The 24,959-nt window shown below is 49.6% G+C and carries 21 protein-coding genes and 1 pseudogene; 4 read left to right on the top strand and 18 right to left on the bottom strand.

Annotated features, from left to right (window positions below; translation table 11 throughout):
• Window positions 1-10: 10 nt before the first annotated feature.
• A pseudogene (locus tag KIH26_RS08695) lies at window positions 11-484 on the top strand (GNAT family N-acetyltransferase); the annotation flags it as partial.
• On the opposite strand, the gene KIH26_RS08690 reads toward KIH26_RS08695, so the two are convergent.
• From KIH26_RS08690 to KIH26_RS08630, 13 genes are all read right to left on the bottom strand, one after another.
• Window positions 481-780 carry a hypothetical protein gene (locus KIH26_RS08690; RefSeq protein ID WP_213444081.1) on the bottom strand — a complete coding sequence of 100 codons (300 nt, stop codon included), beginning with the start codon at window positions 778-780 and terminating at the stop codon, window positions 481-483. The pseudogene KIH26_RS08695 and the gene KIH26_RS08690 sit on opposite strands and share 4 nt — an antisense overlap.
• 209 nt (window positions 781-989) lie before the next feature.
• Window positions 990-2,105: a glycosyltransferase family 4 protein gene (locus KIH26_RS08685; RefSeq protein WP_249661010.1), complete on the bottom strand. Its 1,116-nt coding sequence runs from the start codon at window positions 2,103-2,105 to the stop codon at window positions 990-992.
• Window positions 2,102-3,007 carry a GDP-mannose 4,6-dehydratase gene (locus KIH26_RS08680; RefSeq protein ID WP_213444079.1) on the bottom strand — a complete coding sequence of 302 codons (906 nt, stop codon included), beginning with the start codon at window positions 3,005-3,007 and terminating at the stop codon, window positions 2,102-2,104. The genes KIH26_RS08685 and KIH26_RS08680 overlap by 4 nt, the downstream gene beginning before the upstream one ends.
• A gap of 46 nt (window positions 3,008-3,053) precedes the next feature.
• Window positions 3,054-4,100: a GDP-mannose 4,6-dehydratase gene (gmd, locus tag KIH26_RS08675; RefSeq protein WP_213444078.1), complete on the bottom strand. Its 1,047-nt coding sequence runs from the start codon at window positions 4,098-4,100 to the stop codon at window positions 3,054-3,056.
• A gap of 30 nt (window positions 4,101-4,130) precedes the next feature.
• Window positions 4,131-7,439 carry a glycosyltransferase family 4 protein gene (locus KIH26_RS08670; RefSeq protein WP_213444077.1) on the bottom strand — a complete coding sequence of 1,103 codons (3,309 nt, stop codon included), beginning with the start codon at window positions 7,437-7,439 and terminating at the stop codon, window positions 4,131-4,133.
• 68 nt (window positions 7,440-7,507) lie between these two features.
• Window positions 7,508-8,080 (bottom strand): DUF4214 domain-containing protein, encoded by a 573-nt coding sequence (locus KIH26_RS08665; protein WP_213444076.1) that lies wholly within the window; start codon window positions 8,078-8,080, stop codon window positions 7,508-7,510.
• A 135-nt stretch (window positions 8,081-8,215) separates the two neighbouring features.
• The gene (locus KIH26_RS08660) at window positions 8,216-9,112 is read right to left on the bottom strand and encodes an FkbM family methyltransferase (RefSeq protein WP_213444075.1); all 897 of its coding nucleotides are present in this window, start codon (window positions 9,110-9,112) and stop codon (window positions 8,216-8,218) included.
• Between the two features lie 2 nt (window positions 9,113-9,114).
• A complete protein-coding gene (locus KIH26_RS08655) occupies window positions 9,115-10,359 on the bottom strand; it encodes a glycosyltransferase family 4 protein (RefSeq protein WP_213444074.1) in 1,245 nt (414 codons plus the stop codon).
• Between the two features lie 65 nt (window positions 10,360-10,424).
• Window positions 10,425-11,081, bottom strand: coding sequence for an ABC transporter ATP-binding protein (locus KIH26_RS08650; protein ID WP_213444073.1), 657 nt, complete (start codon window positions 11,079-11,081; stop codon window positions 10,425-10,427).
• Complete coding sequence (locus KIH26_RS08645; protein ID WP_213444072.1) at window positions 11,078-11,869, bottom strand: ABC transporter permease; 792 nt, start codon at window positions 11,867-11,869, stop codon at window positions 11,078-11,080. Before KIH26_RS08645 ends, KIH26_RS08650 begins: the two co-directional genes overlap by 4 nt.
• Window positions 11,870-11,880: 11 nt before the next feature.
• Window positions 11,881-12,987: a KpsE/RkpR family capsule polysaccharide export protein gene (locus KIH26_RS08640; RefSeq protein ID WP_213444071.1), complete on the bottom strand. Its 1,107-nt coding sequence runs from the start codon at window positions 12,985-12,987 to the stop codon at window positions 11,881-11,883.
• A 39-nt stretch (window positions 12,988-13,026) separates the two neighbouring features.
• Window positions 13,027-14,445, bottom strand: a complete 1,419-nt coding sequence (locus KIH26_RS08635) for a mannose-1-phosphate guanylyltransferase/mannose-6-phosphate isomerase (RefSeq protein ID WP_213444070.1) — start codon at window positions 14,443-14,445, stop codon at window positions 13,027-13,029.
• 23 nt (window positions 14,446-14,468) lie between these two features.
• Window positions 14,469-15,611 (bottom strand): polysaccharide biosynthesis/export family protein, encoded by a 1,143-nt coding sequence (locus KIH26_RS08630; protein ID WP_213444069.1) that lies wholly within the window; start codon window positions 15,609-15,611, stop codon window positions 14,469-14,471.
• A gap of 243 nt (window positions 15,612-15,854) precedes the next feature.
• On the opposite strand from KIH26_RS08630, the gene KIH26_RS08625 reads away from it, so the two are divergent.
• From KIH26_RS08625 to KIH26_RS08615, 3 genes are all read left to right on the top strand, one after another.
• Window positions 15,855-17,213 carry a capsule polysaccharide biogenesis protein gene (locus KIH26_RS08625; RefSeq protein WP_213444068.1) on the top strand — a complete coding sequence of 453 codons (1,359 nt, stop codon included), beginning with the start codon at window positions 15,855-15,857 and terminating at the stop codon, window positions 17,211-17,213.
• Window positions 17,214-17,251: 38 nt separating this feature from the next.
• Window positions 17,252-18,487 (top strand): glycosyltransferase, encoded by a 1,236-nt coding sequence (locus KIH26_RS08620; protein ID WP_213444067.1) that lies wholly within the window; start codon window positions 17,252-17,254, stop codon window positions 18,485-18,487.
• An 82-nt stretch (window positions 18,488-18,569) separates the two neighbouring features.
• Complete coding sequence (locus tag KIH26_RS08615; protein WP_213444065.1) at window positions 18,570-19,535, top strand: capsular polysaccharide export protein, LipB/KpsS family; 966 nt, start codon at window positions 18,570-18,572, stop codon at window positions 19,533-19,535.
• Here the strand turns inward: KIH26_RS08615 and KIH26_RS08610 are convergent.
• Genes KIH26_RS08610 through KIH26_RS08590 form a run of 5 tightly spaced genes read right to left on the bottom strand, consistent with a single transcriptional unit; the run spans window position 19,532 to window position 24,952 of the window.
• Entirely contained in the window at window positions 19,532-20,770 is a 1,239-nt protein-coding gene (locus KIH26_RS08610; protein WP_213444064.1) for a hypothetical protein, read from the bottom strand. The genes KIH26_RS08615 and KIH26_RS08610 overlap by 4 nt on opposite strands.
• Window positions 20,767-21,111, bottom strand: coding sequence for a hypothetical protein (locus KIH26_RS08605; protein ID WP_213444063.1), 345 nt, complete (start codon window positions 21,109-21,111; stop codon window positions 20,767-20,769). Before KIH26_RS08605 ends, KIH26_RS08610 begins: the two co-directional genes overlap by 4 nt.
• Window positions 21,108-22,526, bottom strand: a complete 1,419-nt coding sequence (locus tag KIH26_RS08600; RefSeq protein ID WP_213444062.1) for a cytochrome P450 — start codon at window positions 22,524-22,526, stop codon at window positions 21,108-21,110. The genes KIH26_RS08605 and KIH26_RS08600 overlap by 4 nt, the downstream gene beginning before the upstream one ends.
• Window positions 22,527-22,532: 6 nt before the next feature.
• Entirely contained in the window at window positions 22,533-23,783 is a 1,251-nt protein-coding gene (locus tag KIH26_RS08595; protein ID WP_213444060.1) for a hypothetical protein, read from the bottom strand.
• Window positions 23,702-24,952 carry a glycosyltransferase gene (locus tag KIH26_RS08590; protein WP_213444059.1) on the bottom strand — a complete coding sequence of 417 codons (1,251 nt, stop codon included), beginning with the start codon at window positions 24,950-24,952 and terminating at the stop codon, window positions 23,702-23,704. The genes KIH26_RS08595 and KIH26_RS08590 overlap by 82 nt, the downstream gene beginning before the upstream one ends.
• Between the last annotated feature and the right edge of the window lie 7 nt (window positions 24,953-24,959).

Genomic DNA, 24,959 nt, shown 5'->3' with positions numbered 1-24,959 from the left:
GCCATCAGAGATTGTTTTGCGCGACCCACAGCCTGGCGATATGGGCTGGGTGATTGAGCAGCATGGAAAAATTTATGCACAGGAATACGGCTGGAATTGGGAGTTTGAAGCACTGGTCGCAGGCATTTGCGCAGACTTCGTGAAGAATTTCCAACCCGAGTGGGAGCGCTGCTGGATCGCAGAAAAAAATGGACAACGTGTTGGTAGCGTCTTCGTCGTGCGGGTAGACGAGAAATCGGCCAAGCTGCGCATGTTGATACTCACCCCCGAGGCACGCGGCACAGGCTTGGGAGGCCGCCTGACAGATGAGGCTATCGCCTTCGCCAGAAGTAAAGGCTACTCAAAAATGGTTCTGTGGACGAACGCCTGTTTGCTTGCAGCGCGCGCCATCTATGAAAAGCGTGGCTTCAGGCTCGTTGAAAGCGAGCCCTATCATGGCTTCGGGCAAAGCCAAATCAGTGAGACTTGGGAAGTACTGCTTTAGCGCGGATTTTCAAAAAACACGTAATTCGAAGCGTAATCGCTGATCTCGAAATACACACGCTTCTCGCCGGGGTCAGCAATCATATTCAGATTCTCATCGAGCACGCCGTAACCAAAGCGATAAGGGCGAGGGCGATTGTCATCCGTGCCCAAGGCGGTGGAGAGCTTATCAATCTTCACAAAGCGCCGCACAATCTTGTCCCCCGCATAAATCTCCAGCACGCCGTTCGTACCCGTCCAGTTCTGGATATCGCGCTGGATTTTGTTTTGCTGCTCCTGAGTGCAGGCTGAAAGCAAAAATGTTAGAAATATTGATAAATAGAATTTCAGCCAAAGGCTACAAGGGCGAATTGTTTTCATAAGGCTCTTATGGTAAACGAAGTCATTGTTGAGAAAAATACATGCTGTCAAGTCAGGATGTTTGGGGGGATTACCCCTGCAATTGGCGACAGAAATACACTGGCCTGGGGCTTTGAAGTTATTAAGCTAAAACGGATCAAATGCGCTTATGAGCTGATTTTTTGATATACAGCCACAGTTTCGTCTACGCACCTTTCCCATGTATAGCTTAATGCCACCGCGAGCCCGCGCTCTTTTGCCTCAAGTCGCCAAGCTTCATCCGTTAAGGCCTTTTCGAGCGATACGCAAAATGCATTCGCGTCATCTGGATTCGTCATAGCCGCAGCGCCTTTGGTGATTTCAGGCAAACAAGACTGATCAGACACGAGGACTGGCACACCGCATGCCATAGCCTCAATAGGCGGCAAGCCAAATCCCTCATAGGTTGAAGGATAGACAAATAGAGAAGCTCCAGATATCAGATGAGGTAAATCTTGCTCGGGGACATATCCTAGGCGTTTGAGCCAGCCTTGGCTCTGAGCGTGATCAATTTGTGATCGTAATGCTTCGCTTAACCAACCATCACCACCGATCAAAACAAGCATGAAGTTGTTGCGCAAATCTTGCGGTAGCTTAGCCCAAGCGGTTAAGAGCTGGGGCAGTTTCTTACGCGGCTCTAACGTCGATACACAAAGAGCGTACGGGCGTTCGTGCAAACCATAGCGTTGCAACACCGGCACCAGCTCCACCGAGGAAACAGGTGTGAACTGAGTTGAAACGCCAAGAGGTACCGCGCTTACTTTTTCTGGAGCCAAGCCGGCGTAGGCAATCAACTCAAGCCGTGTAGTCTGTGAATCTGTGATGATGTGCAGCGCTTGTTTAACTGAACGCGAAAAGTCACGCTCAAACTGCTGAATTCTTTCAACAGGATGAGTATCAGGAAATTTAAAAACCGACAGATCGTGCACTGTTATCACGCCATTTTCCGCCCAAGCAGGCAAAAAAAAGTTTGGCCCATGAAAGACATGACCGCGGCTGGCATGCTTCAAGCTCCAGTTGCGTATGGAGCGAGGGATTTTTAATTTGGGCAGGCGTTTCTTGGAGCTTCTAGCCGGCGAAGCTTGCAGTAAATCTTGCAGTTCCGATACCCATTGCCCGTTGCGATAAAAGCGAACGCCACTGAGTTGTGAGCACAAGGGCATGCGGCTTGCAAGCTCCCATGTATAGCGTCCAATACCCGTTAAATGAGGAGAAAGCGCCTCCACAGAAAGCGCCAGTTTCAAGCGGTAGACTCCAGCATCCAGCGTAGCGTATCTTCTAAAGCAATTTCAGGCATCACGCCAATTGCAGCATCTAATTTAGCGCGACTACCTTGCAAGGTTTTCACCTCGTTCGCTCGCACAAAAGCCGGATTCACTCGCACTTCAAAATCATGGCTCGATATGGATCTCACCATAGTCAACACTTCATTCAAAGTCCATGCCTTGCCAGAGCACACATTGAATGTCTGACCAATCGCTGAAGGCGTATTCAGCAAGCGCTGATAAATCTGCGCCACCTTGCGCACATCGGAAAAATCTCGCGCCACTTCCAAATTGCCCAGCTCAATCAGCGGCGCGCGCCTGCGCACGTGGCTGATGATTTTAGGAATTAAGAAGTTTTCAGCTTGACCAATGCCTGTGTAGTTAAACGGGCGTGTTATTACCAACGGTATACGATCGGCATACAAGCGCGCTACATACTCCATAGCTAGCTTACTAACGGCATAGTCATTGGCGGGCGCCGGCAATGTACTTTCTTCCAGAACTCCGCCAACTGAATTGCCATAGACATTCGCGCTGCTCGCAAGCAACACACAATCTAGCGGCGCATTGCTATGCGCTAGTGATTCCAGCAAATTACGCGTACCGACCACATTGGTCGCATAGATCGAGGCCACATCACCATGCGCTACAAAAGATATAGCCGCCAAATGTGCCACCTGATGCGGTTGTACCTGCTGCATGATGGCTTTTAAGGTGACCGTATCAGCCAGGTCAGTCACATGCAGGCGATGCACACCTGCAATACCACTAGGAATCGGCTTGCGCACTAAACCATGTATTTCATAACCTGATTGATTTAATGCATCAATCAAGTATCTGCCAGTGAAGCTGTCAGCCCCTGAAATTAAAATTTTGCGCATTGAAAGCCAATGTATTTGCTAGTCAGAGTGTGACTCAAGCAGAGCTTTAAAACGAAAAACCAGCTTGATTGCGTCGAATATCTGCATCCACCATCATCTGGCATAGCTGCTCAAGCGTAGTTGTTGGCTCCCATCCTAGAATAGCCCTGGCTCTTTCAGGATTGCCAATCAAAAGCTCCACCTCAGCGGGGCGATAAAACCTTGGATTTACGCGCATCACAGTTTTTCCAGTTGCGTCGTCGATCGCAGTTTCATGCTCTGCGACGCCCTTAAAAATTACATTGATCCCTGCCCCTTTGAAAGCCATGCGCACAAAGTCTCGAACAGTCTCAGTGCGATTAGTGGCTAGCACAAAGGTGTCAGGCTCATCAGCCTGAAGCATACGCCACATGCCTTCAACATACTCTTTGGCATAACCCCAATCACGCTTAGCATCTATATTACCCAACTCTAAGCAATCAAGCAGCCCGAGCTTGATTTTCGCCACGCTGTCAGTGATCTTCCGAGTCACAAACTCGCGGCCACGCAGCGGACTCTCGTGGTTAAACAAGATACCGCTGCTGCCGAAAATGCCATAGCTCTCGCGATAGTTGATCGTCATCCAATGCGCATACAGCTTGGCCACACCATACGGGCTGCGCGGATAAAACGGCGTACTTTCAATTTGTGGCACAGCCTGCACCTTGCCAAACATCTCGGAGGTACTCGCTTGGTAAAAGCGAATTTTAGGATTGACGATGCGAATAGCTTCGAGCAAGTTGACCGGACCAATACCTGTTATCTCTGCGGTTGTGACGGGTTGATCGAACGACACGCCTACAAAACTCTGAGCCGCAAGGTTGTATACCTCTGTTGCTCCGGTAGTTTGAAGCAAGCGAATGCTCGCAGATAGATCCGTTAGATCGTACTCAACCAAATGCAGGTGAGGGTGCTTAGCAATGCCTTGTTCCTCAATCCGCCAAAAGTTGACTGAGCTGGTTCTGCGATAGGTGCCAAAAACTTCATAGCCTTTATTTAGCAGAAGCTCTGCCAGATAGGCACCGTCTTGACCAGTGATGCCGGTAATAATTGCTGTTTTAGATGATGTTGTCATGTTTTCTTATTAAGTAGGTGAGTAATGATGTTAGCGTTTTTTCTTACGAGCTGATTTTGCTTTATTGCGGGATGTATTCGAGTGTTTTGGGGAATTTGGCAGGAAAGCATTCAATGAAACACTTGGTTCAGCCGCATTCCTTTCTGCTGTAAGTGATGATTTCTCAGTCCTAAAACTGTTAGAGAGCGTCTCCTCAAGATTATTACTTATTCTAGTTCCAGTTGCGATCTGTATCGGCTTAGACCCCTTGCTCCCACTGAGCGGCGCTACCTGTTTTGATTGCAAGATATTATGAGTCGATGTGGTGCCTAGCTCTTTTGAGTCTGCTACTGCATCCTTGCGCGCAACAGCAATTGAATTGTGCTTACCTTTGTCCTCAGCATCCGGCTGCAATCCAGATTTTGGGTTGACAGAGCCAACATCGCTGTAATTCACCGATTCGACACTTATTGACTTTTTCGGAAGCGATGGGGCCTCTTGAATGACAGGTTCAATCTCGATAAGTGAGATCTTAAGATCACATTTTTCACTGACCCATACCCGGATTTCTAAATCATCGCATGCCGTTTCAAGTGTAATTGGCAAGGTTAAAAGTTGACCATTTGCATCAGGCGAATTCAATTTTTTTTGCGCAAATACGCGGCTGCCTTTTTCGGCTGCAGCATCAAAATGAGCGCCGCTGAGGCCTGTTTTATTCAAACTACCTTTGATAGTTATTCGATAAGCGCCAGCATCTAGATAAATGTAAGGACCAAAGAGGAGATAACCCGCTTGGTTGGTTGTGCAGATACTTTGACCGCTAACAATGCCAACTTGCGTCAACATGCGATTGTCGCTACCCCAGTACCGCTTAATGCCATCAGGCTTCCAATGTTGATACCAATTCCCGCCTAAAAAAACGCCAAGCAAATCGTGAGTACTCTGTGTCCATGTCAGCCATGGCATGTGCGTTGATTGAGGTGTGCCGCCCTCTCTGTCTTTGGCGAGCCAGTTCATCACCGTATCCGCTAGCGCCTCGGGCTCCAGGCCAGAGAAATAAGCAGCATGGCTACCAGCGACTTCGCGAAAGACGGGAATGTCGCGCGCAATGATGGGTAATCTATTTTGAGCGGCTTCAATGAGTGGCAAACCAAAACCTTCCCCTTCTGAAGCCGCAATTAAGCAACTCGAGTTGGCATACACCTTTTCAAGAAACTCATCGCTGACTCCTTCAAGCCAGAACAGACGTTTGTTGCGCTCAGGATGAATACGCAGCATCTCCGACAGCAGATCCACATTCCAGCCGGATTTCCCGACCATCACAAGATTGACCTTTTCTCCACTTTTCCAAAGGAGGTCAAAAGCTTTGAGGGTCTGCATCTGACCTTTCCGCGGTTCAATCGTGCCTACCATTAAAAATGTCGGGCGTGCGGAAAAAGCAGCCAGTGTTGTATAGGCATCTGGCGGTAAACCTTTGCTTGGCACCGAGCCCGCAACATCTGCACCCAGGTGAAACCAGCCAAGCTTCAAAGGGCGGGCTCGCTTGGGGCCAAAAACAGCTAACCACTTAGCCATCTCGTCGGCCACTGCTTTTGATATGCAAATAAGACCATCAACCTTGGCCAAGGCGCTGAGCCATTGGGCATGAAGTGCAGGCATAAAGTCCGGAAAAACGCGAGGAAGCAGCACTGGCAATAAGTCGTACAGCACAAAATGCACGGCCACTCCAGTGTGCCTCATTTCAGCATACAGAGACTCTTGACGCAAGACGACATGGTGTTGAAGATCCAGTCCAAGGAATATATCGCCATTTCTAAAATTTATCGTAGAGTCAGAGAGGTGTTTATCGTCAGAGCCCAAGAACTTCGCCATAAACTGCCGCGCATACCTGTAGCCTAGCTCATGCGGAGTCGCATAAACAGGCTCTACCTTGTAGCCGATAGGCGGCTTGATGATGAGCTCATTGAGGATACTGCGTACTACACGCTGAATACCGGTTTTGGAATCGACTGTGACCAGCTGGGATATATCAACAAATAATTGCTTGTATGAATTTTTGGGATGGTTCTTATCTATCGCTTCGGCAATTTTTGAAAGTTGATCGTCGTCCGGCGCTACGTCGGTTGCATCTGCAATTTTTTGGACAACCATAGAAACATAATCATTTGTATTGTCGTCGTATATAGCTTCCTGCGCTGGCGCTTTTCTTCTCGAGTGCAGCTCCTCAAAAGCTTTCAAGGCGCGTTTCGCAGACTCATCCCATGAGAATTTCTTGGATCTCTCAAGCCCATGCTTGGCAATATCTTTCCTCAAAGACTCATTTGTCAATACTTCGGTGATCTTCCCGGCCATGGAATCGGTGTCAAATGGATCGAACAATCCATCGTCTCTACCTAATACTTCGGGAAGGCTGGTGGTATTCGAAGCGATGACAGGCGCGCCGCAAAGCATGGCCTCTAGCGCAGGCAAGCCGAAGCCCTCATGCCAAGACGGGAATACAAAAAGATGGCAAAGATTATATAAATTCACCATTTGCAAATCAGTGATTTGCCCAGTGATGATGAGAGATGATGGATCTAGCCCACAGATTTTTGCGTATTCTTGGAATTTTTTTCGATGCTCGTTGGGTAGCTTTCCGGCAAAGAGTAGCTGATGTTGATCTCTTATTTCTCGGTCGAGCCTAGCAAACGCTTGAATCAACCGAAGGTGATTTTTACGGTCATCTGTAGCGCCTGAATACATTAAGAAAGGGCGCTTTATGCCGAAAGCTCGTTGAATTTGCTCTTTTTCGCTTTTGGAGAAATGTTTTACCTCAAAGTGTGAGTCACCAGCGGCTGAAATGTTGACCACTTGTCCGGGAGAAACGTCAAGATAGTCAATTGCTTCTTTTTTTGAAGATTCAGAAATAGCAAGCAGTAAGTTTGTTTTTCGGAGATAGTCAAGTTTCTCTCTGTATAGAGCTTCGAATGTTGGATGCGGTGTCAGATAAACTTCACTTTGTATCAGTGGAATCAAGTCGTAAAACGTGGCAGCCGTGCATACAGAGCTAGAAAACTTGCCAATACTGTGAACCGCATTATCGCCAAATCCCTCAAACATACTGCTGATATGAACGATGTCAGGCTTTAGGCTATCGATAAAGGCCTCGCGCAAGCACTCAGCAGTGTGTCTGCGCCACGTGTTCGCAGGATCTGCACTATTGACAGGGCCGAGTGCAGACCACACTTTAATATTTTCTTGCGGGATTAGCCCATCAAATGCTGCTCGAATAGGTTCAATAGAATCTGGAAACAGGCCATTTAGTACAATCAGAATTTCATGGTCACTTGAATTACGAGCTATGGCAAGTGCTAGAGACATGCTATAGCGTCCTATGCCGCGGTGTCTACTATCGCATTGAGCGCCCTGGAGGTCGATAACAATTCGCACTATGCATTCCTATTGCCATGTTCTGCAATGGCGGTTTTGAGCTGAAAAAAGATGTTTTGTGCTCTAGGCGTCAGCTTTCTCATTTGATCCGATAAGTCAAATTGTGAAGTCCAGGTGCTTTGAGGTTGGAGTCCGCTGCTGAGATATTTTGCTTCGATTGAGTCAAGGCGCCTCGCATTCTCATCGTTGAGCAAACTTAGTTTATTTTCAATAGCCCGCAATCTACGTTCAAGCGGGTGATTTGTTTCCGATCCATGAAGTTTCTGAAAAAACCAGCCGATAAATGGAGTTCTCTCGAGACGGTATTTTCTAACTGCTTGCTCCAGACCGGGAAGTTTGACTGAATATACATCTCCCTCTTGTGAAATGCGTAGCTGCATTAAGAGTTGAGTTTTAGAAATTCCTCGACGTAAGCGACTTAGCAAATAATTCATGCCTTCTGGATCCGGCATGCGGCCTAGGATAGTCAGGTATGCACTGCTGACGAAGTGCTGATCGTCGCAAGCGAGAAGCTCGTCAAACGAATTAGCCTTGATGGGCTGAGTGGTACGGGTTGAAGGGACGGAGGTCATGGCATCGATAGAGGCAACTAATGAGGATGCTGTAAATGGGTTTTTTAAACGGCGTTATTTACTAATTTGCTGAATAGCCTATCGATTGGGGATTGATAGGCAAATACCAATTATCAAACTTTGAATCAAAATCCTCTAGATTAGTTGATCATTAGTTTTAATTTGAGGAAACGGATTATTGTGAGCTTTAATTTCGAGCATTTGCTGCTGCACTCTAGCCAACTGCTCGTTTAGGGAGTGCTCTCTGTGTGCGGCTTCTGTCGTCAATTGGAGTATTTCGGCGCGAATCGCTTGCACTTCGCGCTCATGTTTCTCGTTGATGAGTCTACAAAATGGTGCTGAAGCTGTTCCATGAAGCATAAAGTCATCAAAGACGTTGGGGCCAGATTTGAATGCTTTAGCAAGCTCAGAATGTGTTGAAACGAGGTAATAACGATTCAAACCGTCGAAATATACTGGTGAGTATCCACGGTCAATTAGGCAGTGTTCCCAGAGATGATGGTTTTCAATTTGGGTCAGCGGTAAAGTACTTTCCACCACAACAATCCATGGCCGAGTCTTGTGCTTAAGCCAGCTGCGCAGCACATGTAACTCCATACCTTCAACATCGATTTTGAGCCAATGGATATCTCGAATCTTGCGTTTTGCGACCTGGGTAAAGATCGAGCTTAAGGTAACGCAAGGTACTTCAATTTCATGGGACTCATATCCACGCTCTTTGTGGCCACGTGCAATATCAACGCTTCCTGTGGAAATTCCTGTTTCAGGTATTTCGTAGAAAGTCATGCTCCCCCTTTTTTCACTCACTGCAGCCTGCAAAACAGTTTCGTCGGGGCGTGCTTCTTGGAGCAATGCGACGTATGTGGGGGTCGGTTCGATGTGCAGGCCGCGCCAGCCTTTGTCGTAAAAAGCTTTGCTGACTGAGTCGATAACTGGGTGTTGGGCACCAATGTCAATGTAAAAGCCAGCTTCTACTTTCGCCAGGGCGCGAGACAAAATCACATCCTCAAAGTTTTGTGAATAGGAAATCATGCTCACGATCCACCTCGCGTATCAGCATGTCTTAAGATTCTTACGTGTTCTCCAGGTACATCGTGATACAAACCAATTGCTTGAGTTACTGCAATAGCTGAGTCTTGCCATGTCGGGAGAGATCTGATTTCTGATCCGTTTGCGGTTATTGTGGGCTGATCCAACCAGTTTTGAATAGAATTTGCTAAATCATATGAAGTGCCGCTAGTGAAGTAGCTCACTCCGGTGGCAAAAGTTTGGCGGAACACGGGAATGTCACGAGCCAATATCCTTTTGTTGTGCAAGCTGGCTTCAACCAACGGAAGGCCAAAGCCCTCAGCATGAGATGCAACAAGTACGCCTTTGCAGGCACCATACAGCAGAGACAAAAGTTCATCGCTGGCATTCTCTAGCCATATCAGTCGCTTTCCTGCTTGCGGATGTAAGCGTAAGGTTTTCTGTAGTTCATTAGTTTTCCAGCCAGGGCGACCAACAATGACCAATAAAAGTGCTTTGTCAGACTTTTGCCATTGATGCTCAAATGCGGCTAATACTTGGTCGTAGGCTTTGCGCGGTTCTATTGTGCCGACCATGAGTACTGTAGGGTTGTTGCGAAGGCGAGCTAATAAAAAGTCAACGTCCGGGGGAAGTCCCTTGCTGGGAGAGCTGGCTTCTATATCGGAGCCAAGTACGACAGTGCTTGTAGGTAAAACGGTGGCCTGAATACCGAAACGCGCGCATAGCCAAGAAGTAAGTTCTGCTTTCACTGACTCAGAGATACATATAGCGCTGTCTGCATAGATGGTTATCCATCGAATCCAACGTCTGAAATTGATTGAAGTCTTCGGATTGAACCATGCTGGATTTTGTAATGGCAGAAGGTCATACACCATGATATGGAGTTGCACGCCGTTACGTTTCCAATTCAGTAACTGAGCTTGATGGGAGGGGAGCAAATGTGCAGCTAGATCTAGGCCTAAGAAAACATCACCTTTATGAACTTTGATCGGATCAATTTTCTGAGACTTTAGATGCGACGGAGTATCCAAGGGGGCAGGTGCTACATAGCTGTAAGCTTGCTTACGAGTAGCAAAAACAGGGCGGACTACAAATCCACTTGGCGGTGTAGCAATCAATTGCTGCAGAAGTGATCTCACAACACGCTGGATGCCAGTTCGTGCGTCGTCTTGATAAATCACAGAGATATCTACTAATAATTGCCGAGTAGCTGTCCCAGAATACGTTGAAGTGATGCCGTGGGCGACCATTTGCCGCGCCATTCGGGCAGGAAAGCAATTAATGAACCATGCTGGTAAATAAAACGCAAGTGATATCATTGTGCAGCACACGCTTGATAGTATTCAAACGCATCGGTTACTTCTTTGAATGCAGTCAGTCTTCCGCGCACTAAAACAGCAGCATGATCGCAATGTTCTCTAACATAGCCAGTATCGTGCGACACAATGATCATAGCGCGATCTTTACGCTTTTCAAACAGCTCGACATTGCATTTTTCATGAAAACGGCTGTCGCCAACTGCTACGATTTCATCAATGAGGAAGCAGTCAAACTCAATCACCATGCTGATAGCAAACGCAAGCCTTGCGCGCATGCCCGCTGAGTAAGTTTTAACGGGTTCGCGCAGGTAGCGCCCCAGCTCTGAGAACTCTTGAACGAAATCTACTTTGTCGTCTGCGCTCGTGCCATAGACGCGGCAGATAAACCGTAAATTGTCTAAGCCGGTTAATGTGCCTTGAAAAGCGCCGCCAAATGCAAGGGGCCAAGAGACGCTCATATCTCGGCGAATGCGCCCGGCGCTTGGCCTCTCTGCTCCGCTGATAAGGCGAATGACGGTGGACTTGCCAGCGCCATTACGGCCAAGAATGCCCACCTTTTCTCCGGGCTGAATCGTCAGGTTGACATCATCCAACACGGTGACTAAGCCATGGCGTGTGGCATAGCTTTTTGAGACGTTTTGTATGCTGATCATTCAGGCATCACCAAGCGGCTGATCTGGCGAGTTTTGGCTAAACCAAGCAATGTTAACGCGGTGCATATCAGCGCCATGTAGGCGATGTTGTAATGCGCTTTGAAGGTGGAGCCAAAGTAGCCTTCACGCAATAGCTCAACCCCATGCACCATAGGCAGTATCAGAACGGCCTCTTGTGCGACTGGGGGCAATGCGTCAACCATGAAGGCTGCGCCAGAAAGAGGGAACAGCAGATATGAAGCAGGACCCCATATTTTTTCTATAATTTCGGATTGCTCGCTTAGTGCGCCTAAAAACATCGCAAGCGAAACGCCAAACCATGCCAACATCAACCAAGCAAACAAGACTTTGCTCACATCCTCTGGTGGCTTGATCCAGCCGATGGCTGAGAAGAATAAGCTCAAGACAACAAAAGAAATCGTAGCGCCGCCGCCTTCCAAAATTAATCGGGATGCAAAAATATCTATCACCTTGACATGACGGTGATACATCAGTGAGAGATTGGGGCCTATAGAGCCGATACAGCGGTTGGGCATGTTACGCCACAGCAAAACGCTTGAATAGCCGGTAACCGCAAAAGCAACTATAGGTAAAGCTGAACCGTGCGAAGCACCAGCCAAAGTCCATAGCGCGGTAACCCCAAGAGTAAACATCATCGGCTCAACGAAGAGCCAAAGAAAGCCAATGTTGTGCCGACCAAACCGCGTGAGCACCTCACGCATGAGCAGCGCGCCTATAACTCGGCGCTGAATAGCCCAAGATGCAGAGAGTGATGAACGGTTATGCATTGCGAATTACGCTAGTCTTGATGCTCTTTGACGCCTGCGAGCAGCATGCTGAGAATCCCCCACGCAACCAAACCTAAAGCGAAGGTCGCCAATATGCTGCGGATACGTCTTGGTTCCATAGCAATGTCTGGCTTGTTGGGTTGCACTATGCGCTCAAGGTAAAGCACTTTGCGCCGTGCTTCATTTCTAGCGTTCTCTAAAGATGCCATCGCTGAGGCGAGTTGGCGATCTGCAAAGGCGCGTTCTAGACTAAGTCGCTCAAATTCTGCAGCTTTATTGGTGAGAGAGTTTCCACTCACACCTGCGATTTTGCTCATCTCGGCACTCATTTCTTTTTGCAGAGTTGAGCTTCGTTTTTGTAAAACGGTTACCTGTGGATTGTCTGGGGCTAGTGCGGTGATTTGGGCGAGTTGCATTTTTGTTGCAATCAGCTCGTCTTGCAGCTTGCTGATCTGCTGGAGTTGGATGGCTGATTGTCTGTCCGGGTCAAATACCGCACGCTGATTTCGAAAAGAAGCAAGCGAGAGGGAGGCTTCCTTGGCCTTTTTCTCAGCTTCTAACACTTCCGCTTGAGCATATTTCACCAAATCTTGCCTGCCACGCTCATTGATCTGGTTGACCAAGCGCTCGCTCAAACTAAGAAGTAATTCATTCATAGCGAAGGCTTGCTCAGCACTGAAGGCATGCACACTGAGCCGACTGATATTAGAGGCACTATCGTGATTAATGGAGACTTGCTTGCCGTAATATTTGTGAAGCTCTTCAAAGCTGTCGCCATTGAAAATGGCGGGAAAACGCGATAAAAAATCAACGTTTTTGCTGCTATATTCTTTGCTGATCTGGAGCTTGTCTTCCAGCTCACGCAAAGCATCTCTCGACAAGACAAAATCGTGTACCGAGAAAGCATCGTCTTGCGATCGCGCAAAACCAGAGCCAGACAAGATGTTACTCAACACACTGCCGCTTTGCTGGCGCTGAGGGCTGCGAACCACGAATCTGGATTCAGAGGTGTAAACATCCGAGGCCAAAAACCCGAAATAAATAACAGACAGCAATGTAGGTAATACAACCGTTGCGATAAACAAGCGATACTTCAAAAGCCTAGAAAATATTTTCATGCGAGAAATCAAAAAAATTGCCAGCTAAGAATTGCTTGTTTAAGAGCGCCCATACACATCATCAAAGCGCTTGATATCGTCTTCCCCCAGATAGCTACCAATCTGCACTTCAATGATGGCAACTGGCTCTTGCGTATGATTTTCCAAGCGATGCTTTTCTTGCTTTTCAATATAGACGTGTTGACCTGTGGAGTAAGTTGCGCAGGTCTCGCCAACAGTGATGGTGGCTTGCCCAGCAACTACGACCCAATGCTCTGCACGGTGCTCATGAGATTGCAGAGAAAGACGCTCGCCTGGCTCGACAACAATATATTTCACTTGGTGTGCAGCGCTTTGGTGCATCGATTCATAGGTGCCCCAAGGGCGGCGGACCTTAGCGTGTGTTTCTACCAAGTGCGGTTGTTTTTGATTGAGTAGATCAACAACTTTTTTGACGCTTTGAGATTGATCTTTGTGGGTGATCAATAAAGCATCAGGCGTGTCAACGACGACAATGTCACTAATTCCAACGATCGCGACTGTTTTATTAGCATGTACGTAATTATTTTGCGAATCAATATTGATAACGGGTGACTTGCTGGCGTTTACCTGTTGCCCAAGCGTCAAATCTGACACTGCTCCCCAAGAGCCTAGATCACTCCAACTTGCTGCCATGGTAGCGACTGCAATTTTTTTACTTCGTTCAAAAACTGCGTAATCGATACTTTTTGATGGGCATGCTTCAATAGCTTTTAAATCGAGTATGAAGAACTTTTTTTGCTTTTTACCATTTAATACTGCTGTCAAACATTGCTCATAAATTTGCGGCTCAAATTGGTGAGTTTCTTCCAGCAGAACTTCAACTTGGAACACGAAGATTCCACTGTTCCAAGCAAAATCTGAGTTAGATAGCATCTCAATGGCTTTTACCAAATCAGGTTTTTCAACGAAACGTACCACCTCGTTGCATGCTGTGCCAACAAGGGGGGCGCCTTTTTGAATGTAACCGTAGCCGGTTTCAGGGCTGCTTGGTGTGACACCGAAAGTCAAGAGTCTGCCAGTTAGCGCGCCTACAAGCGCATGTTCTATCGATAACTGAAATGCACCCGCATCGGTGATGTGATGATCTGAGGGCATCACGATCAAGCAGCTTTTATCATCTGCTGCCATATGGTGTTTCGCATAGTGTGTAGCTGCTGTGATAGCGCCAGCAGTATTGCGGGCAACAGGTTCTAATAAGTAATGGATTGGCTTATCTGAGTAAGGCTCAACATGTGATGGTAGTAAATGCTGATGCAAAGCACTTGAAACGATCAGAATCTCATCAATGCAGGCCAAAGCGTCTGCTCGCTTGACGGTTTCTGCTAGAAGCGATTGACTATCGTCAAATGCGTGAAATTGTTTTGGTTCGGATTGACGCGATAGGGGCCATAAGCGAGAGCCTGAGCCGCCACAGAGAATAATCGCAATAGTTTTCATTTTAATTTTTACCCTGAAATGTCTTATCTCACTGCATTGACCGTGCTGATAGCCGGTAGAGCTATTGTGTAGATCAAATTAGCGAATTTCTGGAGCTCTGCTGCGGATGCATTAGAAACGTAGAGTACATCTTTGTTTTCAACAGAAAAGCTCTGAGCTAAGAAAAATCCTGCAGCGGATTTCAGATCTAAACGATAGATAGTAGGTGTTTTGCCATCTGGCGTAATCAGTTCAGCCTTGGTTTGATGATTGGCGGAAGCTAACCGAAAAATGAATACGCCTTGTGCATCCGCGCGAGAATCCTGCAGGCCGCCAACCCGGGCTATCGCTTGCGCTAAGCTGATACCTTGCGCTTCAAAGTTGATTTCGTCGTTTTTTCCGGTAGCACCCAACGCACTGAAGCTTTGCGGTTGGTAGATAAGTGTAAGAATATCGGCAGCTTTGAGAGTAATGTTCTGATTCGGCTCGCGAATGATGCTGTCCAGAGGCATGGCAAAAGTGCTGGTGCCTCGCGTAAGCTGCACGGTAGTCTTGTGTGTTGGTTGCTTGGATCCGCCAGCAGCTGCAATGGCATCAAGCAGGCGCTCCCCGCGTGCAGTCAGCGGTAATCGAGTACTGGTCGCAACTTCGCCAACAACAGTCACTAAAGAGGCGTTATTACGAATTAAGCGGACTAGTACCTGAGGTTGATTAGCCTTTCCACGTAGTTTTTGCACGATATCCTGCTCAACTTGCGAGGGTGTACGCCCTAGTGCTAAAACGGGGCCCGCAAACGGAATATTGATTTGGCCGTCTGCTCCGACGACTTGTTCCGGGAACGTTATGCTTCTCCCACCCGAAGATTGGAGATTACGGCTAAGAGCATCGCTAGAAAATAAAGTTGCCGGTGGTGCTTCCCAGAGGCTCACTTCCAGCACATCACCGATACCAAAATTATTCGATATCGCTGAGCTCATTCCAAAGCTGGTTGAGAATGAGCTGGAATGCTTTTCGGCATTCAGCTTACGTATGACTTCTGGTGTGATGTCCACCACATTGATAGAGCTCGGTAAAGCGAGAGCGCTTTTCGTGATTTCATCAGATGATGGGCCAGAACGCGGTAAACCAGAACAAGCGATCAAAATTGAGCTTGCAAAAATTAGCCAAAACAGACGAGAGGTGCGCATTTACGCCTAATTGAGTTAGTAACAGTGGAAGTGTATGCTCTAGCTGAGCATCAAGTCAGCAAGAAGTAGGTAGTTTTTTGTATAAGCTGACGTAAGTTTGTGGAATAGTTCACAGTAATAGCGCCCATCTAAAATTTAATAACATAATACTATTCAGAGGTATGATATTAACAATGCTTAACATTTTGGTACGCGCAGAAATAACCCGCATAAGCATATCAGATTTACAAACTTAGGTTGTCGATGCAGCAGTCAGCGATAGGTGGTTGGAAAAAATTCAGGGGCAATCGTGTTTTGCTGCTGCAAGGACCTCACGGCACTTTTTTTAGGCGTATTGAGCAAGTCTTGATCAGTGCAGGCGTGCTTAGCCTTCATAAAATCAATTTCAACGGCGGAGATCGGCTGTTTTCAACACTTAATGCGCACGACTATCGCGGATCGATGCAGGATTGGCCTGAATACCTCGCGAAATTCATCAAATCACATCAAATTGACTGTGTTATGGTGTTTGGAGACTGCCGTCCTATTCATCAAGCCGCTCGAGAAGTGGCTATCGGTCAAGGCATACAGTTTTGGACGTTTGAGGAGGGTTACATACGGCCAAACTTCATAACCTTGGAGCAGCATGGTGTTAACGGCAACTCAAAATTACCCACTGATCGCAACAGTTATGAGAGATGGCAACTAAGAGAGTTGCCCCTAGAGAGGTCTGTGCCGCCCAGTTTCTGGCGAGTTACGGGCTTCTCAATTGCTTATTTCGCCGCGACGATTTTGATGCGTTGGCGTTATCCTCATTATCAGCACCATAGACCTGTGAGGGTGATGGATGGTTTGTACTGGTTGCGCGCCCTGGGGCGTAAATGGTATTACTCTTGGAAAGAGCGCTCAGCCTTGGCTGATCTTAATGGACATGGTGGTACACGACCATTTTTCCTATCAATTTTGCAAGTCGCGCTTGATGCGCAGGTACGAGAGCATTCCAAATTTGCAAGCATTCCGCAGTACATCGATGAAACAGTTCGTTCTTTTGCCAGGTGTGCGCCTGAAGAGACTGTTTTGCTTATCAAACATCACCCCCTTGATCGTGGGTACTCGGATTATTCCAGGCTGATAGCGCAATTAACAATAGAGCTTGGCCTGCAAGGTCGATTGAGATATATACATGATCAACATTTACCGACCGTGATGGCACATGCAAAAGGCTTGGTGACAATCAACAGCACGGTTGGTCTTTCTGCGATGGATCATGATTTACCTGTAAAAACCTTGGGGCAGGCTGTGTACGATATTCCAGGTTTGACCAGCCAGCGCGAGTTGGATGATTTTTGGCAACTGGCCGACATGGATAAGCCTGATACGGTGTTGCATGAGAAATTTGTAAATTATGTGATCGCACATACTCAGCTCAATGGCAACTTCTATCGGGAGCTGCCTGATGCAGGTATTGCAGGTTTACACTATAACGACGACCCAGAAGCGCGCGACTCGCCATTGTTCTCCTGCCTGAATCAGTTAGGAGAAAATTCCTCCCATCGATTAGATGCTGGCACAAGCTCACGTACATCTCCTGATTCAGAGTCAGCATGTAAAGCGGATCACTAGGTATCGCATAAACTGCTCACATGCATATCACTCTAGACGTGAGCCGCTTGGTGCTGCGGTTTTTGGAAAAAATCGATCCGACGGGGGTTGATCGAGTCACTTTGGCTTATGTGCGGCACCTATCAGAATGCGCACCAGATAAAACGCGCGCATTGATTCGTTGGCGTGGACTCTCAGGAATGCTGTCGGTGTCTAGCTCACGAGAGTTATTTGCTTTGTTGCTGCGAGGCTATCGCGATGCTGGAGCGCTGATGACTGCGTGTTTGCTACGTGGAATCGTATCAACCTGGTTCAATGGGGACGGTAGTAAGAGCTTGCTGATTCAGACAGCGCATCAGGACGTCGAGAATCCTGTATTTTGGCGAAATTTGCGTTGGCATAAGCTACGCCCCGTCTTTTTTGTACATGATCTGATTCCCATCACCCATCCCATCTTTTGTCGTGAGGGGGAGGATGTTTTGCATCGCGAGCGATTGCTTCGTATGCATCAAGGCTTAGGTTTGATCACAAATTCACAAGCATCGAAAAGCGGCCTAGAGGATTTTTACAGGCACGCAGGTCGAAAGCAACCTTTGATCGTTGTAGGTGCGCTGGGTTGCGATTTAATTGCTCCTGAATTGGTAGCATCTAGCGCAAATTCCTCGCCGGCCTCAGATCTTTTTTCGTCTGAAAATGCGATGCGCAACGACAGCATGAAGTCCGTCTACTTCGTATGCCTGGGCACGATCGAGCCCCGAAAAAATCATCGCTTACTGTTAGATTTATGGAAGCAGCTGCTTCTGAATTTTCCAGCGGAATCCGTGCCAGTATTGCGGGTCATCGGGAGATCTGGTTGGGGTTGCGAAGCATTGGAGCAAGAGTTACTAGATGCCGAATGGCACAAAGGGCGCGTGCAGTGGCTGCAAGACTGCGACGATACACAGCTGCAACAGCATATGCAAGGTGCTCGTGCGCTCCTTTTTCCCACACATACGGAAGGTTTCGGTTTGCCTTTGGCTGAAGCTATGGCGACGGGCTTGCCAGTGCTGGCAAGTGATTTGGCCGTGTTCCGCGAATTTGCAGAAGATGTTCCTGAGTATTTACCCCTTAACGATATGCAGGCTTGGATGCAAGCAGTTATCGACTATGCACATGATTCCCAGCGACGTTTGTCCCAGCTAGAGCGCATTCGTACATGGCGGCCACCGAGCTGGGAAGCGCATTTTGCAGCAGTGATGCCTTGGCTCGAGGAGCAATGGCAGCAACACATCGGGATGCCCAATGCAAGAGCATGAGCCGCTTCAGAGATTGCTTTCTGCTGGATGGCAGCCTGGGCAGCGTATCCTGACCATCGGATTTTCTAAGCGCAAGCACCGAATGCTGATGCGATGGCTCAGGCCTTGGGGTGAGCAAGGGCGCAAAGACGCTGCAGTTCGGTTTGTCTGGGGAAATCAAGGGCATGCGGTAAGCAAGTTGGCGCAAGTTCATGTGGAAGACGGCATGATCCGCTCGGTCGGCTTAGGAGCCGATTTGGTCACACCTTTGTCTTGGGTTTTTGATACGAAGGGTATGTATTTCGATGCGACTCGCCCCAGCGATTTGGAGCACATGCTGAAGAATTGCCAGCTTGGTCCTGAGAGGCTTCAGCGAGCTGCCGATCTACGTGAACGTTTGGTTGCTCAGAAGATCACCAAATACAACCTCGCCGGTGAAGTATGGCAGCGGCCTGGCAAGGCCAAGCATGTGATCTTGGTTGCAGGGCAGGTGGAGACCGATGCCTCCATTCGTTTGGGAGCGGCGCATGTACGCAGCAATTCGGATTTGCTCCAAGCTGCTCGCCAGATGCGCCCCGATAGCTACATCGTTTACAAGCCGCACCCTGATGTGCAGGCGGGCTTGAGAGCGGGGGCGCTGTCAGCGCAGTTGCATGGGCTTTATGATGAGTTGGTCACTCAAGCAGATATCAATAGCCTGTATGCGCATATTGATGAACTGCATGTGATCAGCTCGCTAGCCGGCTTTGAAGCGCTACTGCGTGGGATCAAGGTCGTATGCCATGGCATGCCGTTTTATGCGGGTTGGGGGCTGTGCGAAGCGCCAAATATGAGTCAAGAGGTTCTGGCGCGGCGCGGGCGAGCGGCAACTTTGGATGAGCTTGTAGCCTGCGTGCTGCTCAGTTATGCGAGCTACCGTAGCCCCTACGATGGCAGTGAGTGGACGGCCGAGCAGGCTTTGGATGAGTTAGCGGCGCAGTCAGCTCACAGCTCAAGACAAATCACGGTATTCACAAAACTGCGCCGCCGTGTGCTCGCTGCTTGGGCACGCTGGCGGGGTTATTTTTAAGCTTTGACCGAAGGAATGCTCGCAAAGCGCTCAGCGAGAGATTGTGAGCTGCTGGTGATGGCGTAAAAGTCGCAATCACCCAGCTTGGGTGTGGCATACAGATACTGGAAATGAAAGCGAAAGCGATCGCGCTTGAGGGCTAGGTATTGAGCCGCAGTAAACAGTGTATGCCAGCGCGTTGAAACGAGCTTGGGGCGGATCTTCGCTATATGAGCGCGCTGAATGCTTTGTGGCAAGGCCAACAATGGATCCTTGAATGCAAAGCAGCAGCCATCGGCCGCGGCAGAGGCATCCACCCAGGTGATGTGCTCGTGTTGGGACAAATGGGCCAGCTCCAGGTGCTGGGCTTTTGCTTGAGGCAAGCAAGTCAGTAGGGGCCACCAATGCCCGAGCGTGAGCAAGCTGATTTGGCTCGAAGAGGGCGCGCTCAGGGGCAACGCGCGAGCCAGAGTCAAGCTGGCCATGATGCAGCCCGAGCTGTGCCCAATCACCAAGATTTCGTCATACAGGCCGCTTGCCGCTGCCTTGCGAATATGCTGCGCGTGGAGATCCAATCGAGCTTCTAGGTCTGGTGTTTGCCCCAAAGCTTGCAAACGTGTGAAGATGAAGCTGCGCAGTAGCCACAGGCTGTGCCAGCGTTTTTCAAATTGCCAAGCTGCGATGAACCATATGATGCTAATTACTATAAAAATAATAGCGCTTCGCGCAGTTCCTATGCCGGCGAAAGCCACTTTTTGATCTAAATAGAGGCTGCTGATACCACTCCAGACGCCCAAGCTGATTGTTGACAGCATGAGCAGCAGACCGCCCAGCGTGATAAGCAAAGGTAGGATCAAGGCCAGCGCGGGAGGGCGAGCCAAGCGCAGCATGCGCAGCATTGCGCCACTGCGCCAATACAGCCAATGTGTGGCGAAAAACGCCTGCAAAAAAGCCCAGACTTGCTGAACGTTACGCAAAGGCAGCCAGTTCTGTCGCACCAGATCATCCCAGCGGGCAAAGACGAAATCCGTTTCGACAGCAGCAGCCTGAGAGTTGACAGGCACGTGCCGTACGGGCCACTGTGCGAGCTTGTCTGCGGCGCGATTGCTGCGTTCTCCCACTTCAATCTGAGCTTGCAAAAGCGATGCTGCCAATGCGCTTTGCTCTTTGTAGAGCTGATGGTATTTGGCCGGGCCGGCAGGATCAAAGCCACTGACATACAGCACCCAACGGCGCTTGACTGAGGCTCCACTCATTTGATCGTCTGCTTTTCCAAGCCACGAGCCAATACGAAATCCACCACAGGCTGTTCACGCTTATTGGCGCGACGACAATGATCTTTTTGGAAAAGATCTGTGATGCGAATCACCCAGCGTGCCCACCAGCGGTGTTGCTCGCGCCAAGCATGGGAAGACACGGATTCCCATGCGTAGCCATTGAACACACTGGCGTTGACGAAATGATCCAGTGCACGAACGCCAGCTCGGGCGCGTTCGTTGCGCCCGAAAAAGCCTACGACGCACAAAATCAAATATCCCAGCAAAGCCATGGGCACAATCGCAGTCATCAGTACAAAACCTGCCAAACGCTCCTTCATAGCGAGATCTCCGAGCTTTTGGCGCGAGAGCGCAGTCTAACAAAAATCCCGTTATCAGAGCGAATGGTGAGCCGCCCCACAGGCTGTGGCACGTGGCCTGTGCAGGGCAGGATATCAAAGTCTTTCACCAGTTGACTCAAGACCAATGCGGCCTCCTGCATAGCAAAATTCGCTCCAATACAAACCCGTGGCCCCGCGCCAAAGGGCAGGTAAGCATCACGAGATGCGTTGCGCGATTGGCCGGTGTCACTGTCCATGAAACGATCTGGCTTGAATACATCAGGCTCGTCCCAAAGCTCGCGATGACGATGAATCAGCCAAGGTGCGATCACCACTGAGTCGCCGGGTTTGATGTGCTTGCCACGCATTTCGTCCGTTTGCGTCACACTGCGCGCAATGAAACCTACGGGCGGAAACAAGCGCAGTGCTTCGCGGAATACGCTCCAAGTCAATGCCAGTTCGCGTAACTGATCCGCTTGCAGGGGCTGCCCAGCCGTGGCGAGCGCCAGCTCGCTGCGCATGCGCTCTTGAATGTCTGGGCTATGCGAGAGCAAATGCAGGCTCCATGCCATGGCACTGGCGGAAGTCTCATGGCCAGCCAGAAACAGCATAGCGACTTGATCGAGCAGCTCTTGCTCATCAAAGCTTTGGCCACTGGTTTCATCGCGTGCATCCATGAGTGAATCAAGAATATCTTGCGGCACATAGCCCGGTGCGGCGACTCGCTGCGCATGCGTGGCCATGCGAGGCCGAATCATATCCAACAATAGCTTACGGATTGTGGCTGCCGCCGCATTGAAGCGCCGCCGATAGCGCCAAGCTGTGAGCCAGCTGATGCCATAAACCGCAGGCAGCATGAGTTTGGGAGCCATTTCTTGATAGTGGGTGAACTCGGCGATCACTTGCCTGGCTGACCCCTCTTCAATGCCCTGAGAGAAGATGGTGCGGAAGATGATGTCTGCGGCCACCAAGGTCATTTCTTCTTGCACATCATGCGCTTGGTTTAAATCCCAGCTTAGCATGCGTGCTTGCATGGCCTGCGCTGCACCTTGCATATGTGTGAAGGCCACATCGATACGAGCTTGGGCGAAGGATGGATTCATCATCTGCCGCTGGCGCTGCCACTGCGCGCCATTGGTGGTGAAAATGCTCTCTCCCAATAGTGGTTTGAGTGCTTCATGCAAGAGGCTGTGTTTGGGGTATTGCGCTACAGCATCTTGCATCACATGGCGCACGCAAGCTGGATCATTGACCATGAAAAGCTTGGAGGTCAGCAACGAAACTTCACCCATTTGCATGGCATAGCTGCGCTCATACAAAGTATCCATCCAAGAGCGGCGTGCACCCCAAAATGCTCGCCAAGCAGGGATTTTGTTGGCATGCGGTGGTGGGTAATGAGGGCAGAAACCTGTCATGTGAGCTTAAGGCGCTGGGCTGGCATAGCGTTGTTGCAAGGAAAGGGATCCACAAATCAGCATCAGGTAATCATAAGCCTGCGGATCATCACCCAGCAGCTCGGTGCAAAGTAAGTATTGCTGGTGAACCCGATATTTATCTTTGCGCAGGGCCTCATAGCTGGTGGGGGTAAAAAGAGTATGAAGGCGCGGTGAAATTTGCTTTCTGAAAGGGCTGGCTGGCATTTGCGCATAACGGCTTGCATCGTCGATGCCATGGATCGAGCCCCAATCAGTGGGCGAAGTGATGTCCACCCAGAAGTGGTTCTGCGCGGCAATGTCTTTCAGATCTTGCCTTGTGGCATGGGCTGCTGGCGAAGCGGCTGTTACTGGAATGCAGTTGCCCAAGGTGAGCAAAGCCAGTTTACTGCGCTGCTCAGAGGGCAAGGTGCGGCTTAATTCGGGCAGCAGGCCTGTAGCGATGATCGAGCCAGCGCTGTAGCCGACAATCAAGATTTCATCGGCATGAGAAGTGGCTAAATTGGATACCAACTCTTGTGTCCAAGCGCGGATGCGCTCGCGATAAAAAAGCTCTTGAGGTTGCTGATCTGTTTCATGTGCGTAGTGCCGTGCGAAAGCCACCACCCGTAAAAACCAAGTGACGGGAACTTTACGCAACTCGCGATAGGCTAGAGCAGCGCTGAGAGAAGCCACGACAGCTCCAATTGCCCAAGCAAGGGTGCTTTGAGCACCGAGCATGCGCAGCACAAGCGCTGACAGCCCGCCAGCCAGCATCGGCAAAGCCATGGCAAGCAATGCAAGTGTGTAAGGTAGCAATGCGGCGTAGACCAAAGGGCGCGAGAGCCTCCACATCTGCACAATTTGCCCAGTAGACACAAACTCCCATAAGGATGCGAGCGCTTCACGCACGACTTGCGCATCCGTGCGCGCCCAGCGCTGGCGCACCAAATCATCCCATTGCAGCAAATCAAATTGCGTCGTTACATCGTCTTGCGGGTTGTGCAGAGACCATGTCAATCGCAAATTTTGGCTTTTGTCGACATCACTGATATTGATCTTCTTGCCAAAGCGCTCGGCATAGAGCGAAGCTTGTTTTTTCTGCTCTACGTAAACGCGTTTGCCCCCTTTGGGGTCGTAGCCGCCGATAAATATGACATGCCGCAAGAAAGCCATGCTCAACTCGCGATCAAATGGCCAAGCCGTGCCAAGCCATTGGCAGGCATCTTGGCTTGTGCCGCCTTCGCCGCAGTTTGGCACTCTGGCCTCAGCGCAGCAAGAAGGATGTGATGCATCTGCTGTGCAGAGGCATCTCGCCCCAATCTCAGGGCAGCTCCTAAAGCCTGTGCACAGCGTGCATTTTCAAATTGATCATGGCTGTGTGGTTGGACGATTTGCGGGATGCCAGCAGAAAGCGCTTGGATGCAGCTGCCAATGCCGCCATGATGTATCAGTACGCTGGCTTGAGGAAGCAGGGTTTCAAACGGCGCAAAGGCGATGGTCAGCACATCTGTATGCTTTGTGCTGGGCAGCTGAGAGGCATCGGCGCTGATCAGGATAGCGCGCTGGCCAGCAGAGAGTGCAGCCTCCAGCCAACGCGCGTAGAGATGCGCGGCGTGCTGCATCGCGCTGCCTAGCATCACCACGATCGGAGGGCGTCCGCTTTGCAGAAAAGCTTGCAATTCATAGCTCAGGACACCGCTGGCATTTGAGTGTGCTGGCAGGGGGAAATCACCTGAAACAATGTGATCAGGTTGATCTTTAGGCACTGGGCTGAACCAAGCCGGATACAAGGTGATGCCGCGCTCTGTCGAGTGCACCCATTGGCCAAAGAGGCTGATATGTTGTGGCGGCGGCTTGATAGCTAGCTCGGTGCAAATGCGCGTCAGTGTGCTGCGTGCCATCGGATCTAGCTTGTAGCGATCCACAGCGGCCCACATGGCAGACACCAGCCAGCGAGGCGTGTATTTTGGCCAGTATGTATGGGCTACGGTGGTGGGGGCAATGCAGGTGCGCAGCATATTGGGCGCGGTGTACACGCTGATCAAACGCGCACCTAGGTGCTCCTGTGCGAGCCGTGCCCCAAGCATTTGCGGGCCAGCAATCACATGCCAATTTTTACAGCCGCCCGGTAAATCTCTGATGGTTTGGTACAAAGGGACGATGCAAGGTGCAAGCAGGCCACGCCAGAGAACACCCATACCTTTGACCGGATGCCATAAGTTTGGATTTTGCAGAGTGGACTCGTAAGCCAAATCAAGCCCAGCAGACACGAATTCGATACCTGCTCGCTCAATGCGCGCACGATGCTCCTCATTGCAAAACAGGCGCACTTCATGCCCTATGCCTTGTAATTGCTGCGCCAGATGCAAATAAGGCAAAGCGTCGCCCAAACTCCCAACACTTGCAATCAAAAAACGCTGCTTCATCCGTTGG

Origin of the sequence: Variovorax sp. PCZ-1, from assembly GCF_018413605.1 — a bacterium.
In the GTDB taxonomy this organism is placed as follows: Bacteria; Pseudomonadota; Gammaproteobacteria; order Burkholderiales; family Burkholderiaceae_C; genus JANMDU01.
This window is presented reverse-complemented; position numbering and strand designations above follow the sequence as displayed.